Source organism: Bradyrhizobium genosp. P (genome assembly GCF_049949265.1).
Lineage (GTDB): Bacteria > Pseudomonadota > Alphaproteobacteria > Rhizobiales > Xanthobacteraceae > Bradyrhizobium.
Window position 1 is genome coordinate 1,585,684 of the sequence record NZ_CP188195.1, and the last position, 17,508, is coordinate 1,603,191.

The 17,508-nt window shown below is 61.7% G+C and carries 19 protein-coding genes and 1 pseudogene; 8 read left to right on the top strand and 12 right to left on the bottom strand.

Annotated features, from left to right (window positions below; genetic code table 11):
• Positions 1-53 precede the first annotated feature (53 nt).
• The gene (locus tag ACP2YO_RS07660) at positions 54-452 is read right to left on the bottom strand and encodes a response regulator transcription factor (protein ID WP_426440322.1); all 399 of its coding nucleotides are present in this window, start codon (positions 450-452) and stop codon (positions 54-56) included.
• A gap of 373 nt (positions 453-825) precedes the next feature.
• Here ACP2YO_RS07660 and ACP2YO_RS07665 point away from each other — a divergent pair, with 373 nt between their 5' ends.
• From ACP2YO_RS07665 to ACP2YO_RS07690, 6 genes are read left to right on the top strand one after another with little or no spacing between them, the layout of a single operon-like run.
• The gene (locus ACP2YO_RS07665) at positions 826-1,404 is read left to right on the top strand and encodes a thermostable hemolysin (RefSeq protein ID WP_426440323.1); all 579 of its coding nucleotides are present in this window, start codon (positions 826-828) and stop codon (positions 1,402-1,404) included.
• On the top strand, positions 1,388-2,854 hold the full coding sequence (locus ACP2YO_RS07670; RefSeq protein ID WP_426440324.1) for an AMP-binding protein: 1,467 nt from the start codon (positions 1,388-1,390) through the stop codon (positions 2,852-2,854). Before ACP2YO_RS07665 ends, ACP2YO_RS07670 begins: the two co-directional genes overlap by 17 nt.
• 30 nt (positions 2,855-2,884) lie before the next feature.
• Positions 2,885-3,553, top strand: a complete 669-nt coding sequence (locus tag ACP2YO_RS07675) for a TenA family transcriptional regulator (RefSeq protein WP_426440325.1) — start codon at positions 2,885-2,887, stop codon at positions 3,551-3,553.
• Entirely contained in the window at positions 3,543-4,307 is a 765-nt protein-coding gene (locus tag ACP2YO_RS07680) for an SDR family NAD(P)-dependent oxidoreductase (protein ID WP_426440326.1), read from the top strand. Before ACP2YO_RS07675 ends, ACP2YO_RS07680 begins: the two co-directional genes overlap by 11 nt.
• 48 nt (positions 4,308-4,355) lie before the next feature.
• Entirely contained in the window at positions 4,356-5,021 is a 666-nt protein-coding gene (locus ACP2YO_RS07685; protein WP_426440327.1) for a tetratricopeptide repeat protein, read from the top strand.
• The gene (locus tag ACP2YO_RS07690) at positions 5,018-5,761 is read left to right on the top strand and encodes a class I SAM-dependent methyltransferase (RefSeq protein ID WP_426440328.1); all 744 of its coding nucleotides are present in this window, start codon (positions 5,018-5,020) and stop codon (positions 5,759-5,761) included. The genes ACP2YO_RS07685 and ACP2YO_RS07690 overlap by 4 nt, the downstream gene beginning before the upstream one ends.
• Positions 5,762-5,791: 30 nt before the next feature.
• On the opposite strand, the gene ACP2YO_RS07695 is transcribed toward ACP2YO_RS07690, so the two are convergent.
• The 5 genes from ACP2YO_RS07695 to ACP2YO_RS07715 form a co-directional block, all read right to left on the bottom strand.
• Entirely contained in the window at positions 5,792-6,373 is a 582-nt protein-coding gene (locus ACP2YO_RS07695; protein ID WP_426440329.1) for an MOSC domain-containing protein, read from the bottom strand.
• Positions 6,360-6,845, bottom strand: coding sequence for a TspO/MBR family protein (locus tag ACP2YO_RS07700; RefSeq protein ID WP_426440330.1), 486 nt, complete (start codon positions 6,843-6,845; stop codon positions 6,360-6,362). Before ACP2YO_RS07700 ends, ACP2YO_RS07695 begins: the two co-directional genes overlap by 14 nt.
• Before the next feature lie 157 nt (positions 6,846-7,002).
• Positions 7,003-7,260 carry a hypothetical protein gene (locus tag ACP2YO_RS07705; protein WP_426440331.1) on the bottom strand — a complete coding sequence of 86 codons (258 nt, stop codon included), beginning with the start codon at positions 7,258-7,260 and terminating at the stop codon, positions 7,003-7,005.
• A 204-nt stretch (positions 7,261-7,464) separates the two neighbouring features.
• On the bottom strand, positions 7,465-8,412 hold the full coding sequence (gene ligD, locus ACP2YO_RS07710; protein ID WP_426440332.1) for a non-homologous end-joining DNA ligase: 948 nt from the start codon (positions 8,410-8,412) through the stop codon (positions 7,465-7,467).
• On the bottom strand, positions 8,409-8,867 hold the full coding sequence (locus tag ACP2YO_RS07715) for a hypothetical protein (protein WP_426440333.1): 459 nt from the start codon (positions 8,865-8,867) through the stop codon (positions 8,409-8,411). The genes ligD and ACP2YO_RS07715 overlap by 4 nt, the downstream gene beginning before the upstream one ends.
• 337 nt (positions 8,868-9,204) lie before the next feature.
• On the opposite strand from ACP2YO_RS07715, the gene ACP2YO_RS07720 reads away from it, so the two are divergent.
• Both ACP2YO_RS07720 and ACP2YO_RS07725 read left to right on the top strand, forming a co-directional pair.
• Positions 9,205-10,293: an AI-2E family transporter gene (locus ACP2YO_RS07720; RefSeq protein WP_426440334.1), complete on the top strand. Its 1,089-nt coding sequence runs from the start codon at positions 9,205-9,207 to the stop codon at positions 10,291-10,293.
• A gap of 106 nt (positions 10,294-10,399) precedes the next feature.
• Positions 10,400-10,879: pseudogene (locus ACP2YO_RS07725) on the top strand (ABC transporter ATP-binding protein); the annotation flags it as partial.
• An 80-nt stretch (positions 10,880-10,959) separates the two neighbouring features.
• On the opposite strand, the gene ACP2YO_RS07730 reads toward ACP2YO_RS07725, so the two are convergent.
• The 6 genes from ACP2YO_RS07730 to ACP2YO_RS07755 all read right to left on the bottom strand — a co-directional run bounded on the left by ACP2YO_RS07730 (position 10,960) and on the right by ACP2YO_RS07755 (position 17,504).
• On the bottom strand, positions 10,960-12,510 hold the full coding sequence (locus ACP2YO_RS07730) for an acetolactate synthase large subunit (RefSeq protein WP_426440335.1): 1,551 nt from the start codon (positions 12,508-12,510) through the stop codon (positions 10,960-10,962).
• A gap of 72 nt (positions 12,511-12,582) precedes the next feature.
• A complete protein-coding gene (locus tag ACP2YO_RS07735) occupies positions 12,583-13,800 on the bottom strand; it encodes an acyl-CoA dehydrogenase family protein (protein ID WP_426440336.1) in 1,218 nt (405 codons plus the stop codon).
• Positions 13,801-13,921: 121 nt separating this feature from the next.
• Complete coding sequence (locus tag ACP2YO_RS07740; protein WP_426440337.1) at positions 13,922-14,347, bottom strand: phasin family protein; 426 nt, start codon at positions 14,345-14,347, stop codon at positions 13,922-13,924.
• 22 nt (positions 14,348-14,369) lie between these two features.
• Complete coding sequence (gene phaZ, locus ACP2YO_RS07745; RefSeq protein WP_426440338.1) at positions 14,370-15,320, bottom strand: poly(3-hydroxyalkanoate) depolymerase; 951 nt, start codon at positions 15,318-15,320, stop codon at positions 14,370-14,372.
• Positions 15,313-17,016, bottom strand: coding sequence for an alpha/beta fold hydrolase (locus ACP2YO_RS07750; RefSeq protein ID WP_426440339.1), 1,704 nt, complete (start codon positions 17,014-17,016; stop codon positions 15,313-15,315). Before ACP2YO_RS07750 ends, phaZ begins: the two co-directional genes overlap by 8 nt.
• Positions 17,013-17,504, bottom strand: coding sequence for a MaoC family dehydratase (locus tag ACP2YO_RS07755; protein WP_426440340.1), 492 nt, complete (start codon positions 17,502-17,504; stop codon positions 17,013-17,015). Before ACP2YO_RS07755 ends, ACP2YO_RS07750 begins: the two co-directional genes overlap by 4 nt.
• Between the last annotated feature and the right edge of the window lie 4 nt (positions 17,505-17,508).

The following is a 17,508-nucleotide window of genomic DNA, read 5'->3' on the forward strand; positions in this document are numbered from 1 at the left end:
ACTCACTGCGCTCCGAGCGCGAGAAATTGATTGAGCGATTGCTTCCGCGGATATCATCGTGGCCAGCGGCCAGGTGCCGCGTTCACAGGCCGAACATATGACCGCACCGTCATCCCTTGTTCAACCAGAGAAAGATCTTGCAGCCCGGGCCGTTCCACATATGAGTCAGAGCCGCTATTTAACCCTTCAATCACATCGCTCTTTGCGTCGCGTGCGGTGAGGATGAGAAACGCCGGTACAAGTTCGCGTTCCTTCATTGCCTCGACGATTGACAGGCCGTCCCCGTCAGGAAGACGCCTATCCACAATCGCTATATCGAACGGTGCAGTCTCGAGCGCCTGAAGCGCCTCTCCTATTGAGCCACTCCGGTCAACCACAAGACCCGCGCTGACCAAAATGGAGGCCAGGAACGATGCCAGATCTGGCTCGTCCTCGACGATTAGGACCCGCATGCCAGCCTGCTGCCAATGATCGGATAGGACATATAGAAGCTCGCATCACGTGGCCGCGTAAGTCCTGGGATCGGTTACCCCGTCGCTCAGTCGGTCGAAACGCTAGATCAGGTCCGGGGAATTGACCGGTGCTATAAGTCGAGTTCGATGCACCGCCCGCCAATTTGAGTGGCTCTCCCCGAAGCTGGCAGAGATCGCTGCGCCTTCAAGGCCTTTTTATGTCCGGTGACGAACAACATCATGACGACAACCAGGGACTAGGCAATACCGCCATGCGGTGCCTGCTCCAGCTTGCAATGTTCGTGCAATGAAAGGGGGGCCTTGATCCGGTCTCGTGTGATGCGGCGAGAACGATCGATAGGAATTGCGAGCGATGAGCCAGACGATATTGCTCGATACCGGTCACCCAAGACGCAAAACGGCTGAGCGTTTCATCAGGGCCGTCTATGACTCAAGATACGGTGCGAAACTGGATACTTTCCCATCGCGACTCATAGCACGCTTCGAAGCGGATGGCACGATTGATTGCGCCGCCGGCATACGAACGGAGCACGACGGCTTTTTCTCTGAAGCCTATCTCGACGCGCCCGTGGAAGAGGTGCTGAGCATTAGCTCCGGCCAAATAGTCCGGCGGAACGAAATCTTCGAAGTCTCGACACTCGCAAGCCAGTCGCCTCGCGCGACCACCGGATTCATCGACGCTATCGGAAGATTCGGCGAGACCAACGGGTTTGTGTGGTCGTTTTTTACTCTCACGCACCGTCTCCACCGGCTGGTGGAGCGACTGGGACACCCTCTGATCCATCTGGGCGATGCGGATCATCGCCGCATAGCCGGCCACCAACGATGGGGGACGTACTACGCCTCTGCGCCGAAGGTGTTTGCGATCACGAGTCCTCGCGTCGCCCTGGCTCCGCGCGATACAGAATTGCTTTATGCGCACGCTGTTTGAAGCCCTGCACCGGAATGCCCGTGGCGCGGGCGACAGGATTGCAGTCAGCGATAGCCGTCGGGTTCTCCGGCGCGACGAACTGCTCTCCGAAGTGACCGGACTGGCTGCGGATCTCAAAACGAAAGCCGGCGCGATCGGCATCCTCGCCCCAAACGGTGTCGATTGGGTGATCGCTCAGCTTGCCTGCGCGTTGTCCGGCAAGATTGCCGTTCCATTGCCAACATTTTTCAGTTCCGCCCAACTCGGCCATGTGGTGCGCAATGCGTCGGTCGGCCTGATTCTGACAACCGAGCAGACAAGGGCCTTGACACTGGAGTCCGGCGTGAGCACCGCTCTGCTCGGCGACCACGCCGCGGGCGCCGGCGTGCCTGATCTGGTCGATGGGTTCGGTCAGGTTATTTATACTTCGGGAAGCACAGGACAGCCCAAGGGCGTTCGCCATGAAAGCGGACAGATCGCCTGGTCGACCGCGGCACTGGCGGCCGCAACAGGCGCGACAGCAAAAGATTCTTATCTTTCGGTGCTGCCGTTGCCGCTCTTGCTAGAGACGATATGTGCGATTTTCATCCCGACGATGCTTGGGGCTTGCGTTCATTTCGATACAGAGCTCGCCGACCAAGTCGGCCGGGGTAATGCGAAGGGACTCTCAAGGGCATTCGACCAGAAGCAACCCACGACCAGTGTCGTGGTGCCACAGTTGCTGAAACAATGGGTCGGTGAACTTCAGGCCCTGGGTCGCCGAGCGCCGAGTTCGTTGCGCTTCGTAGCCGTCGGAGGTGCCCCAGTGCCGCGGCAGCTGGCTGAGGGAGCATGGCAGTCAGGTATCCCAGTCCACGAGGGGTATGGTCTTTCGGAGTGCTGTTCGGTGGTCGCGCTCAATCGCCCCGGCGAACGCCGCGCCGACACCGTTGGCCAGCCGCTCCACGGCCTCGATGTGTCGATCGATCGCGGTGAAATCGTTGTCGATGGACCTTCGATCACCGATGGCTATCTGGGAAAGGGGCCGGCGCAACGGCCGTGGCGGACGGGCGATCTTGGGACGATCGATCAAGATGGCTATCTGACGATCCAGGGACGCAAGGACAATCTCATTGTCACCTCGTACGGCAGGAACATCAGTCCCGAATGGGTCGAGACGATGCTGCTCGGCGATCCGCGAGTCGCATTCTGCGCGGTGGTTGGTCATGGCGAGCCCCATCTGACAGCCTTGCTCGTACCTTCCCGTCCGGGTGCGGCCTGGTTCGCCAACGCAACCCACGAAGATGTGCTGGCTCTCGTTTCTGCCTGCTGTTCGGGGGCGCCCGACTATGCAGTACCGTGGGCCTGCATCATAGCCTCGCTCGAGGAGGCGGTCAGCAATCAGCTTCTGACCAACGGCCGGCCGGCCCGAAGGCAGATCGAAAAGTTCGTCGCAAGCAAAACGCCGCCTGCATCCACGGCGGCGATCTAGCGCTATCAAAATTCACCAGGGAACTAAAACATGAGCTTTTACGACCGTCTGATGAGCGAGACCGCCGAAGATCGCGATGCCTTCCTGGCCATACCGATAGTGCAACACGCAATTCGAAATGGGGCATCCCGACAGCTTTACGTCGATTTCCTGGCCGAGGCCTATCACCATGTGAAGCATACTTTTCCGCTTCTCGCCTTGGCAGCGTCACGCACTTCCGACGAGCGCTACCAGGACGCGCTGATCGAGTACATGGAAGAGGAGCGAGGTCACGAAAAGTGGATTCTCGACGACATTAGAATGGTCGGAGGCGATCCCGATGTTGTTCGGACCGGTATCGCGGGCATGCCGTGCCAGATCATGGTCGGCTACGCATACTACGCCGTCGAGCGCGTCAGTCCCTATGCTTATCTCGGCAGCGTCCATGTGCTCGAGGGCGTATCCGTTCTGCTGGCCGACAAACTCGCCGATGCGATGAAGAAGTCTCTCGGTCAAGACAGTGACGCCGGCTTCACCTATCTTCGCACCCACGGTTCCCTGGATACCGACCACGTCGCGTTTTTCCGTACGCTTGTCGATGGCTTTGATGATCCGGCCACCCAGCGCATCATCATCGACAACGCCCGGATATTTTATCGCCTGTATGGGGCGATTTTCCACGATCTTGGCGCCCGGGCGGAACTGAGCAATGCTGCCTGAACAAAAGCTCGTGCTCGTCACAGGTGCAGGCTCCGGGATTGGCCGTGCTCTGTGCCTCGAGGCAGCGCAACGCGGTATGATGATTGCGCTTTGCGGGCGAAGGCTCGACGCGCTGCAGACAACTGCCGCACTTCTCGGGCCATCGACATCGCATTTGATTATTCCGGCTGACATCACCCGGCCTGAAGACCGGCGGCGTATTGTCGATCACATTGGAAGCAAGCGCGGAAAGCTCGACATCCTCATCAACAATGCGGGCATCGTCGAAGGTGGATCGCTGGAAACGTTCGATGACGACGCGATAGCTCGAACATTCCAAACCAACGTCATGGCCCCGATGGCGCTGACGCGCGATCTCATGCCCTTGCTGGTTACCGCCAGGCCCTCTCGCGTCGTCAATGTTGGCTCCATTTTTGGCGATATCGGATATCCGGAATTCACCTGCTATTCCGCGGCGAAATTCGCGCTCCGGGGCTTCTCGATTGCGCTGCGCCGCGAATGGAAGCAGAAGGGAATCGGCGTGACCTATGCAGCGCCACGCGCCACCCAAACCGATGCCGCCGTTGCATTCGCCGGCCTCATCGCCAAGACCAAAATGAGCCTGGACTCGCCGGAACAAGTCGCACGGCAGATATGGCGAGCCGTCGCCGACGGACAAGATACCGTCTACGCGCCGGCGCCGGAAAGGATCTACGTGCTGATCCAGCGGCTTTTTCCTCGGGTGATCGACTGGTCGTTGTCGCGGACTCCATAGCTTCTCGGAACCTCACCGCCAACCAAATCCACAACAAGGCATCTACGCATGACATCGACATCACGAAGAACGGTCCTTTCGTGCCTGCTGCTGGTGCCCGCGGGTTTCCGCATGCTTGCCGCGCGGGCGAGCGACGCAGCCGATGGTGAGGTTCATCGCCTGCAGACCACTTGGGAGTCGATCAAGTTCGGCGTCCCCGAAGGCGATGAGCAGACCAAACAAATGAATGCCCTCGGAGACGATGCCGACGCCGTAGCGGCGAAATTTCCGGACAGGCCCGAGGTGCTGATCTGGGACGGCATCATTACCAGCGAGCGGGCTTCGATGGCCAGCGCATTCTCTGCGCTCGGTCTAGCCAGGCGCGCACGCGATATCCTGGAACAGGCCTACAAAATGGCGCCGGCCAAGCTCGACGCCGGCGCAACGACGAGCCTCGGCGTGCTGTATTATCGGGCACCGGGTTTTCCCATCGGTTTCGGCGACACGGCAAAAGCGCGCCAGTTGCTGGAGCAGGCCGTGAAGCTTGCGCCGGCCGGACTCGACGCCTGGTATTTCTATGGCGATTTCCTTTATGAGCAGAAGGAATACAAAAAGGCCGCGGAGGTCTTTCGGCACGCGCTCAGCCTACCGCAGCATCCCGATCGTCCGCTTTGGGATAAAAACCGCCGACTCGTCATAGAGGAGCGGCTTGCCAGCATCGCGGCGAAACAGTGAGCGATCGTCGTCAGAGCCTCTTACGGGATGATGACGCCATCACGAGATACCGCCGCATTTTTGATCGACTTTGGCACGCACTTGGAATGCAGCTACGTCATCCGTCTGGCGTCATCGGATCCCTGACCGGGTGGTTTATGGCATTCGTCAATGACGAACCGAATAGACTGGCTGTCGACGCTCTGGAGCTCCAGCCGACCGACCGGGTGCTTGAACTTGGTTTTGGACCGGGTTGGGCACTGCGGACAATTGCCGCACGCGCCACCAAGGGGCAGATATTCGGAATCGACCAATCTGATCGGATGCTTCGGCAGGCTGCCAACATGAATGAAGTGGCGATTGCAAGGGGACGGGTGGTGCTTTCCAAAGGGCCATTCAGTCCACTTCCGTGGATCGACTCCACTTTCCAAAAGGTCCTTCTCGTAAATGTGGCGTACTTCTTCGATCCTGATGGCCGGGAAGTGGCGGAAGTCCACCGCGTCCTCAGGCCGGGGGGCCGCGTCGTCGTCTACGTGACATCCCGTGAAACGATGATCAAATGGCCCTTTGCAAGTCGTGAAACACACCGGCTCTATGAGAGCGGCGAGCTGCTGGATCTTTTAAAGGGCGCTGGCTTCCGATCGGCCAATATCGAGATTAACGACGTACTATTGCCCTTCGGATTAAAAGGGCTCTTGGCCACGGCGGTGAAATCCCCGTACCTCGTTCGGCAGGATGTGGCGCCGGTCAGATGTTGCTGAGGGATCCCGGATTAATCGCAGCGGACCTGATCAAAGCGGTGGAAGGGCCAAGTGGCGAGGTGCAGGCAGGACCGCGCGGATTGAGTCCCCCGGCGAGACTTCGCCTCCCTCCGATACGACCGCCATGACGCCGGCCCTGAAGCGCGGTCCGAGCGGGCCGTTTCGCAACTCATCCTTCAACCCGCCCTCGAAGCGATCGATCAGCACGCAGGGCGTGCGCAAGCCGGTCAGCCGAACGGTCGCCGAGGCGCCAAGGCGGAGCATGGTGCCGAGAGGAAGGCATTCGAGATCGAGGCCCATCGTCGTGATGTTCTCGCCGAGGTTTCCCGGACGGACTTCGAAGCCGCGCGTCCGCAGCGCATTGAACAGTTCGCTCGGGATAAGATGGACCTGACGGAGGTTAGCCGCCGTCGGATTGCGGCGCGCCAGATATCGGTGCCGCACGAAAGGTCCGTAATGCGCATCGCCTTCAATGCCATGGCCTTTCGTCAGAATGATGGACAATCGAGGTGTCTTGCTGAAGCGATGCTTGCCGTCGACCGACACGGCGACTACCGAGCCTTCCGTGACGGGATGATTATTTTGATGGATCTGGTTTTCAGTCTCGAGCACTTGCACGGAACGGCTGGTTCAAGCGGACGATCTTGAAATTCAGAACGGCCGCGAAAGTCACCCAGAGCAGGTAGGGCAAAAGAAGGCAGATGGCCAACGTCGAATACCGCCCGATCCCGAACATGAGGACGACGATTGAAAGCCAGAGGAACGGGACTTCGGCCAAGGCCCAGTCCGGTCTTTTCAGGGCGAAGAAAAGGGGGCTCCAAAGCATGTGCAGGACGATATTGCTGGCGAAAAGCACAAGGATCAGAATTCGTCCCGCTTCGTCCGTGGCGTTGGTCCACGTCGAGAGGCCGGACCAGGCGGCCAACGCCAATATGACCGCCCAAGCCGGACCGAAGATCCAATTCGGAGGGTTCCACGAAGGCTTGCGCAGATCTTCGTACCAGGCCCCGACTGTCGTGGTCCCGCCGCCGACGGCCAGCATCAAAAATACGATGACAATTGCTGCGACGATACGAAGGGGCAAATTTGCACTCGGTTCAATGGCGGCGGCATCTCGCTCGCGCTGAGCTCGACTGATTTAGGATCACGTCGATAAACTACAAGCGCTGCCATGGGGGCATGCCATGCTTCGCCGGCAGTCGCGCCCGACCGGGCTTTCCGGCGGCTCGAGGCAGGTCGGCTTATTGAAGGACCTTTGGTAGCACGACGACGAGTTCGACTTCGTGCCGCAGGATCCGGCCCGCCACATCGGCGATCAGAAGAGAGAAGTCGTCCTCGATTGCTGCCGCGCTCTCTTCGTCTCTCGAATAGACGTAGAGGAGAGCTCCGTCGATTTCGGCGAATCTCACGCCGGCGAAGACACGGTCGAACATGTTGTCGCCGATCACCGACGCGACGCGCGCCTGGATCGCGTAATCCTGAATATCGGACAATTTCATGCAGTCGACATATGCGCGCGGCTGATGAAAACAAGGTGGTCGGCGCCTGATAGAGCCAGAGAGAGCGACGATCCGGATGTGACCGGCGAACCCATGCCAAGCCCCGATCGGCTTGCCGCCCTTGCCGCGTGGCCATTGACGTGCGAACGCGTCGTCGGTCGATCCACTCAGCCGAACGAGTTCTCTCCGAAGCTGCTTGGGATGTCATCTTCGCGACCGTTCCCATTCCCGCACGACGTCCTTCGCCTTCTTGTCGGAGCGGAGGCCAAGATAGACGGGCTGACGCAATTCGCCTTTGCTCGTCCACTCCGCGAACTTCACCTCGGCCACCAACGAAGGCCTGATCCAGGTCGTCGTCGCTTGGTCCTTCACGTTGTCCGGGAAAGGTGACTTCGCCGCTTTTAGCTTGATCATTCTGGCATGCAGCTCTTCCAGTGTCTTATGGCTGAACCCCGTGCCGACATGTCCGATGTAACGCCAGACGCCAGCTTCCCTCACGGCAAGGACAAGAGCGCCGAAGTAGGGTCTTGTGCGTCTGGGCTCCGTGAAACCCGCGATAACGACTTCCTGTCGTTTCGCGGTCTTGATCTTCAGCCAGTCGGCAGATCTGCCGCCGGACGCATACTGGCTGTCCGCGCGCTTGGCCATGATGCCTTCAAGACCCTTGCGCTCGGCTTCGGCGAAGAACTTCTTGCCGCTGCTCTTGCGATGATTGCTGAAGGCGATCAGCGTGTGGCGGGGCAGTATGGCCTTGAGCCGCTTCTTGCGTTCGAGCAGCGGGAGACCCCGGAGGTCTTCGCCGTCCGCGAACATGAGATCGAATGCGCAGTACAGGAGCTTCGCTTCGTGGCGCAGCGCGTTCTGCAGCAGTTGGAAGTGCGAGACGCCGTCCTTGCCGATGGCGACGAGCTCGCCGTCGATCAGCGCGTCGCCCTTGACGCCTTCGAGCGCCTTCGCGACCTCGATGTAGGAGTGGCTGATGATCTTGCCGTTGCGGCTATACAGAGCGACCCTGCGGTCGCGGATTTCCGAGACCATTCGGAAGCCGTCGTATTTGTCCTCGAAAATCCAGTCTGGATCGTCGAACGGCGCGTCCGTCAGCGTCGCGAGCATCGGCTGCAAACGCTTCGGCAGCGTCGACTTGCGACTCATCGACGGGCCGACCGCGGGTCAAGGACTGGCTTGGTGGTTCGGTCTGCGCGCTTAGGCCAGGAAGCCGACGCGGGATCCTTTCGATTGCGGCGAAGTCCGATCCATCCTCCGAAGATGTCCGATATGCGCGTCCGGACGGAAACGAATGCTTCCCAGAGCGTCGCGAACCAGGGGATCGTAAGGAGCTTCGGCTTCACGATGACGAAGAGACGCTCGACGACCAAAAGGCTGAACGCGTAGCAGCCCGCGATCATCGCCGTGCCGCTGATCCAATGGCCCTTTCCAGCCAAGGCCACGGCCGCCAGTTTGAGCGGTTCGACGACGGCGGTCGGCAGCCCCAGCAGAAGAAGCGAGGGGTAGGGTCCAAGACCTTCGATCGTCCGTCTCAGGCTCATGCCAAAGGGCTCCTCCGGCGTTAACCGCAGCGGCAGCCGGTTGTTCCGCCGGCGGAACATCCGGCCTTTCCACCCGTTTTATGCGCGTGGGCAGTTTGAAAGGAGATAAGATGCGCACGACCATCAAAGGACGCGGCAAAAATGCCGCCGAATCCTTGAGCCTCGAAGCCGAGGCGGAGGTTTGGCGGAAAAATCGCGCCCTGCGGTCCATGTCCATGACCGGCAAAGTCCCCGTAGTCCGCATACGCCGACGCGTACGGCCGGCGTCGTGGTCCGGTCCATCGGCTGACCGCGTACTCGCGGCCACAACGCGTTAGCGGCCCCAACTCAAGCGCTGCACATGACAAACACGGCGAAAGCAGGCGCGAAAAAATCGAAAGATGATGAGCCACGCGTAGTGCATGCTCGCGCGGGCGAGCAGAAGCCGCTTCCCCTCGGTCCGGGCGCCCGCGTGAACGCCAGGGTCGTGTTTGCGCTCATCTTAGTGGCGCTCGCGTTGTGGACGGCTTTGAGCTTTCTGCCGTCCCTTATCTGGGCCACCATTCTGGCCGTCGCACTATGGCCCCTCTATCTGAAGTTCGCGACGCGGTTCACGGCCGGACCGTCCGCGTCGGCGGCGTTCCTCTTCACGCTACTCGTCGCACTTGTCTTGGTGACGCCGATTTCGCTCGCCGTCTATACGGTCGCCCAGCAGAGCGACATGCTCATCGATTGGCTGAAGCGCGCGCACGAAGGCGGGGTCGAAGTGCCGGACTGGGTCGCTCGTTTGCCGATCGCGGCGGAAAGCATGCAACAATGGTGGCGTGCCAATCTCTCGGACCCGAAGGCGGCCACGGCCTGGCTGAAGACGCTAAATGCGGACAACGTGTCCGACCTTTTCCGAACGTTCGGCGGTCAGCTAATCCACCGCCTGTTCCTGCTGTTCTTTTCGCTGCTGGCTCTGTTCGCTCTGCTACGCCACGGGCGTGCGCTCGCCGATCGCGTCCTCGAGACCTGCGACCGTCTGTTCGGGGAGGCGGGCGAGGGCCTCGTCGAAAAGATGGTGGACGCGACACGCGGCACCGTCAACGGTACCGTGCTGGTCGCCTTGGGCGAAGGCATTGCGATCGGCCTCGCCTACTTCGTGGCCGGTGTGCCGAACGCGCTAACGTTCCTGATCTTCACGACCGCGTTCGCGATGATCCCGTTCGGAGCCTGGCTTGCATTTACCGTGGCCGCGATCGTGACGATATCGGGAGGCGGAGGCGGTATCGCTGCAGCGGGCGTGTTTCTATGGGGCTCGATCGTCATGCTCGCCGGAGATCATTTCGTCTGGCCGACCCTGGTCAGCGGTTCGGCGAGGCTTCCGTTTCTGCTCGCGTTCGTCGGAATCTTCGGCGGACTGGCCGCGTTCGGCCTGATCGGATTGTTCGTCGGACCGGTTATCATGGCTGCGCTCCTGGCGATGTGGCGCGAATGGATATTCCGTCCGACGCCTCAGGCATGAGGACGCCGGCGTCTTTTGCACGACGGGAGCGGTCCTGCCTTGGTAAGAAAGCCGATGGCCAGAAAGCTGAAAACATATCAGACCTCGCTGGGCTTCTTCGACCAGGCGCGGCGTGGTGCAATCGCCGGAAGGCCGTCACGTCTTCGGTCCATTGAGCGTCGAGGAAAATCTCAGTCTCGGCGGCTATGTGCGGCGCGACAAGGAAATCGAGACCGATCGCGAACGGGTCTACGCGATGTTCCCGGTTCTTCACGAGAAGCGGCATTTGCTCGCCGGCGGGCTATCCGGTGGACAGCAGCAGATGCTGGCGGTCGGGCGTGCGCTGATGGGCAAACCCAAGCTGCTGCGGCTGGACGAGCCGTCCCTCGGACTTTCCCCCTTGCTGGTGGATCAGATCCTCGCCGCGATCATGGCGCTGCGCGCCGATGGCGTCACGATCCTGTTGGTCGAACAAAACGCGGCGGCGGCGCTGGAGATCTCCGATCGTGGCTATGTGATCGAGACCGGCCGGATCGCTTTTTCCGACAAGGCGGCGGCACTGCTGTCCGATGCCAAGGTCAAGAATGCCTATTTGGGATTCGAGTAGAGAAGTCTCGCGGGAGGTCTGGGAGATCATCCAGATCTCGGATACATGGCCTAGTTGCATGGGAGCAAAGACGGTAGTGCTCAAATATTGAGGACGACCTCGATCAGGCGCGGGCCGCGATGTCGCATCGCGCCGGCGAACTGGTTCGCGAATTCCGCAACCGAAATTGCGCGGCTCGCCTCGACGCCCATGCCGGACGCAAGCTTGACCCAATCAAGTTCGGGATTGTGCAGATCGAGCATCGAAAAGGCCTTGGGTCCGGCATTGCCGGCTCCGACCCGCCCGAGCTCGATGTTGAGAATCGCATAGGAGCGGTTGGCAAAGATCACCGTGGTGACGTCGAGCTTCTCCCGCGCCTGCGTCCACAACGCCTGCAGCGTATACATCGCCCCACCGTCACCATGAAGGCAGACGACCTTCCGGTCCGGGCAGGCGACCGCAGCGCCCGTGGCGAGAGGGATGCCCTGTCCAATCGCGCCGCCGGTCAGCGTCAGATGATCGTGCGGCTCGATACCGGCAGCAAATCGATGGACGCCGCCCCCTGCGGTAGCGCCTTCGTCGGAAATGATCGCACCCTCAGGAAGATAATGGGCGATGACCTGCCCGGCCGTGCGCGCATCAAGCGGTCCGGCCGGAACGTCTGGCTTGGTCAGTACGCCGACGTGCTGCGGCTCCCTCGCGGCCTTCACTGCATCGGCGAGAGCCTCCAAGGCGGCCGTGCCATCCTCATGCGCGTGGGCGAGATAGAGGATCCTGCAATCCTCGGGCGTGCACCAGGACGGCTTGTTCGGATAGGCGAAGAAGCTGACGGGAGGCTTGGCGCCGACCAGGATAAGCTGCTCCGTCCCGCTCATGAACTCGACAATTTGCTCGGCGAAATAGGGAATGTGCTCGACCCGCACACGGCCGGCTCCGCGCTGGCAACGTGGCGCGAAGGTATCGCAGGCGATCCGTGCGCCCGTCGCCGCGGCGATCCGGCCAGCAGCGTTGAGCCCGCGCTCCTTCAGCGCGGCTCCGCGGATCAGGATCATGGTTTTCTTGCCCGACCGCAGCGCGGCCGCCGCCTGGTCGATCGCCTCAGTCGAAACCTCGGCCGGCATCGGCTTCGGCAAAGCGGGCGCCGGGCGATCAGCCTCTAGCCATGCGGTGTCGGCGGGGAGGATCAACGTCGCGATCTGACCTGGGCATTGCAACGCCGCCTGCACCGCGAGAGCGCCGTCGGCGGCGACAGTCCGGGCACTGGCTGACGAATGCACCCACGCGGAGACTGGCCGCGCGAAACCGTGAACATCGGACGTGAGCGGCGCGTCATATTGCGCGTGATAGGTCGCGTGGTCGCCGACGATATTGACGATGGGCGTCCCGGCGCGGCGCGCGTTGTGGAGATTGGCCAGCCCATTCGCCAGTCCCGGTCCGAGATGCAGCAGCGTCGCGGCCGGCTTCTCGGCCATGCGACCATAGCCGTCGGCCATACCGGTCACCGCGCCTTCGAACAGGCCGAGCACGGTTCGCATGCCCGCGACCCTGTCGAGGGCCGCGACGAAGTGCATCTCCGACGTGCCGGGATTGCCGAAGCAGACCTCGACGCCCGATCCGACGAGCGTTCGCAAAAGACTTTCCGCGCCGTTCATGCCACTTCTCCGTCGTGCGGTTGATCGCTTGCCCGTTAAGATGTTCCCATCCGGGCGTTCGGTTCCGTTATGTCAGACGAAGGCACTTAGCCCCGTGATCGACTTGCCGACGATCAGGGTGTTCATCTCCCTGGTGCCCTCGTAGGAATAGATCGCCTCGGCGTCGGCCACGAACCGGCCGATATGATTCTCGAGCAGGATGCCGTTGCCGCCGAGCAGCTCGCGCGCATAGCCGACCGTCTCGCGGCATTTGACGGTGCAGAACGCTTTCGCGAGCGAGGCGTGCTCGTCCAGCATCACGCCCTCGTCCTGCAGCTGCGCGAGCCGCAGCATCATCGCCTGCGTCGACGTGACATTGCCGAGCATCCTGACCAGTAGATCCTGAACGAGCTGGAAGCCGCCGATCGGCCTGCCGAACTGTTTGCGCTCGGCCGCATAACGCAGCGCGTGCTCATAGGCACCCATCGCGCAGCCGACGGCAAACCACGCCACCCCGGTTCGGGTCATCCGCAGCACCTTGGCGGTGTCCTTGAAGGTGTTGGCGTTCTGCAGGCGATCCGCTTCGGGCACGCGGCAGTCCTTCAGGGTGATCAGCCCGTTCTGCACCACGCGCAGCGCCATCTTGGTCTTGATCTTCTCGACCGCGAAGCCCGGATTGTCCTTGCCCACGACGAAGCCCTTGACCTGGTTCGAGCTTTCTTCGCGGGCCCAGATCACATTGATGTCGGCGAAGGTGGCATTGCCGATCCACTTTTTCTGGCCGTTGAGGATCCAGAAATCGCCCTCGCGCCGGCAGGTCGTGAGCATCCCGCCCGACGTGGCGGAGCCGACCAGCGGCTCCGTCAGACCGAACGAGCCGATCTTCTCGAAGCGCATCATCGCCGGCAGCCAGCGCTGCTTCTGCGCCTCGTCGCCGCACAGATAGATCGACCCCGCCGAGAGCCCGGTGTGCACACCCCAGAACGTCGCGATCGACGAATCGACCCGCGCCAGCTCCATTGCGACGAAGCCGTTCAGGAGCCAGCTGCCGCCGGCCGCGCCATAGCCCTGGTAGCCGACGCCGCCGATGCCGACCCCGGCCATCTCAGGAATGATCGCGAACGGAAATTCATCGCGTGCCCAATAGTCCTCGATCACAGGCGCGACCACGCCTTCCGTGAACTCGCGCACGCGCCGCACCAGCGCGCGTTCCTGCTCGTTCAGAACGTTGGCAATGCTGTAGAAATCACCGTCGATCGGCGGCGGTGCATAGTCCGGCTTCGCAGCCCGTGTCGCTTGCGGGTTCGCCATGGTGTTTCTCCCTCATGCGCGGCGAGGTTTCGCCTTTATTTCGTGGCCTCCGCGGAAACACCTGCTTCCGCAGAGGCCTGTCTCGTCGTCACGTCCAAGGCTCACGTCCAAAGCCGCGGCATCAGACCGATTTGTTCGGACGAACGCTGGCGCGGAACTCCTCAAAACTGTCCTTGACGCGGTCCTGGATGATCTTCACCGCCTCAGTGGTGGACTGCCTTGCCGTCGACGCGCTGTCCTGGGCGCCCTTGACCGTGATCTCAAACACCTTTCTCGCAAATTCGGTTTGCAGCGCGAGGTTCTCATGGACCTTGAGCGGCTTGTATTCGCGCGCCAACGTCGCAGCCTCGCGCAAGCCGGCTTCCAGCACCTCGCGCTGTTTCTGCGCCACGGTTTGCGCGCCCTGCGCAGCCACTTTCACGCTCTGGCCAAGAGCGTCGAGGTTCTTCCGTTGGGTCTGAAGCAATTCGTCCACGTTCAGCTTCGGTAAGCCGAGATCGGTGCCGAACTTCCGCAGCATGTCGATATATGAGGTGTTGTCCGTCATGAGTTCCTCCCTGGTTGCCGTTTTACGACCTCTCGCGTCCGCCTCCGGACGTTGGAACGATATCTCCGAGCCAACTGGTCGTTCGCGACAGCAGCGATGATGGCGCGACCTGCCGGCTCTCGTCAGTCAGAAAGGCCTCGATCAGCGCTGCGGTTTCCTGAGGCCGCGTCACCAGGAACAGGTGCCCGTCGTCGATCATCCTGAGTTCGGCGTTCGGGATCAGGCCGGCCAGGATGTGACCGTTAATCGGGGGGACCAGCGGATCGTCACTGCCCATCAGGACGAGCGTCGGCTGAGGCAGCGACCACAGCCACGGCAGGCTGGTCCAGCCGGCCATCGCCAGCAGCTGATACAGATAACCCAGATTGCGCGCGCCATGCATCCCGGCAACATGCCGGCCTATCAATGACGGGTCGACGCGAAACGCGCCGCCATAGATGTCCGCCGCGACCCTGTTCATGTAGTCCTTGTCGGTGTAGCGGCGTGGCGTCGCCATCTTCCACAACACCGATGGGCTTGCCGGGACCATGGTGAAACCAGCCGCCGTCGCCGCGAGCACCAGCCGCCGGCACCGCTTTGGAAATTGATGCGCGAACTGCTGCGCGATTCCGCCGCCCCAGGACACGCCGGCGACGTCGACCTGCGCGAAGCCCAATTCCGCAACGAGATCGGCCGCAAGCCGCGCCAGCGTCGACGGGCGATATGGCAGCAGCGGCCTTGGCGACCCACCGACGCCGGGCACGTCGAAGATCACGGCAGTCGTGTTCGTGAGCGCCTCGAGGAGTGGCTTCGCCAGCTCCCAATTGGCCCCGATCCCGTTGAACAGCAACAGCGGCGGACCGCTGCCGCCGCCATGCCTGATCGCGACCTCGAGCACCTGGCCGTCGATCGTAACCTGCCGGGCCTCGATCGCGCCTGACTTGGCGGCCGCGGCCGACTCGGTCTTGTCCCCGCTGGTGAGAATCTCACTCAAAGACGTAGGTCCCCGGAGCTGCGCCAAGCGTCGGATAGCGCGCGCTGCCAAGCGACGCGGGCGCCGTTACCTCGTCGCCGGATCGCGCATGCATCCAGTCGCGCCAATCGAGCCACCAGCTTCCCTTGCGCTTCTCGGCCGAAGCCATGAATGCATCCGGCGTATCCGTAGTGATCGGTCCGATCATGAACGACGCCTTGGTGTTGGTCGGCGGATTGACCAGGCTCTGCAAATGTCCGCTGCTCGAAAGCACGAAAGTGGTGCCCTTACCCATGATCTGCGCCGTCTTGTAGACGCCCTTCCATGGCGTGATGTGGTCGGTAACCCCCGCGACGACATAGCTGTCGGCCTTGACCTTGCTCATATCGATGGTCTTGCCGTTGAGCGTCAGCTTGCCGGCATTCATGAACGGGTTGGTGAAATAGAGATCGAGATAGTCGCGATGCAGCGCCGCCGGAAGTCGCGTCGTATCGGCGTTCCAGTAAAGGATGTCGAAGGCCGGCGGCTGGTTGCCGAGCAGATAATTGTTGACCCAGTAGTTCCAGATCAGGTCGTTGGGCCGCATCCAGGCGAACATTCGCGCCAGATCATGGCCGTCGACGAAGCCGCGCACCCGCGATGATTCTTTGGCCAGGCGCATCGTCTCGGGCGTCATCAGGCAGCCGAGCGTGCTTTCTTCGGCCGAGTTGGGATCGAGCAGGCAGACCGCCAGCACCAGATTCCTGATCTTCGTCTCGGCGGCGCTGCCGAGCGTCGCGAAATAAGCGGTCGCGGTGATGCCGCCGGAGCACGCCCCCATCATCGAGATGTCCTCGCTGCCTGAAATCTCGCGCGCCGCGTCGACGGCCTCGTCGACCGCGGCGACGTAGGTGTCCATTCCCCAGCCGCGATGGGCTGCCGTCGGGTTGCGCCAGCTGATGGCGAAGACCTGGATTCCGCTCTCGAGCAGGAAGCGGATCATGCTCTTGTCCGGCGACAGATCGAGCGAATAGTACTTGTTGATCTGCGGCGGCGTGATCAAGAGCGGGCGCTTTCGCACGGTCGCCGTTGTCGGCGTGTACTGAATCAACTCGAGCAGCTCGTTGCGAAATACGACCGCGCCCGGCGTGATCGCGATGTTCTCGCCGACCTTGAACGCGCTGCTGTCCACCATCGACGGCATGCCGCGATTGTGCGTGAGATCGTCGAGATAATTCTTCAATCCATGCCACATGCTTTGTCCACCGCTGTCGATGAACTTGCGGACCGCCGCAGGGTTGGTGAGCATCGTATTGGTCGGCGCGACGGCATCGATCAGGATGTCCGTGACCAAATGTGCACGCGCCTTGTCGATGTCGCTGAGGCTGGTCTTGTCGACCAGATCGTTGACCGCCTCGCCCCAGGCCAGATACGTCTTGAGCAGGCTGCTGTGCAGCGAACTCTCCTTCCAGGTCGGATCCGAGAACCGCTTGTCGCCCGCCTTCGGCGTGCGCTCGGATTTTCCGGCGACGATGGAGCCGAGTTCGCCGACAAAGGAAAGCCACTGCTCGGTTGCGACCTTGGGCTCGTTCATAACCGCCTTGAACAGGATGCCGGCGCTGTCGACCAGATCCCGGCCGCGGATGCCGACCAGCGGATTGAGCGCCAGCGTGTTGCGGGACGCGGCCTCGGAGAGATCAGCGGTCGTGGTTTCGGGAGTGCGATTGTCTGTGCTCATGACCGTGATGCTCCCTTGGATGCGCTCTTGGCCGGGATCAGAAGCGCCAGCGTTTCGGCGATCAGCGCGGGCTTCTCGGATCCCTCGACTTCCAGCGTATTCTGGGTCTTCATGACCACCTGCCCGGCGTCCTTTGGCTCGATCCCGGCGAGCACGACGCGCAGCCGCACGCGCGCGCCTGATGGCACCGGCGCCAGGAAGCGGACCTTGTCGATCCCGTAATTCAGCCCGGCGGCCGCATCGCTCGGGATGATCCCGACCTGCATCGCGAGCGGCGCCACCATCGCCAGCGTCAGATAGCCGTGCGCGACCGGGCCGCGGAACGGGCTTTCGCGTTTGGCCCGTTCAACGTCGACATGGATCCATTGGTGATCGCCGGTGCAGGACGCGAACGTATCGATGCGTTCCTGATCGATCGTGACCCAGTCGGACAGTCCGAGTTCCTGTCCGACGCGTTCGCCCAAACCAGCCATTGTGAGGCTGCTCATGTTG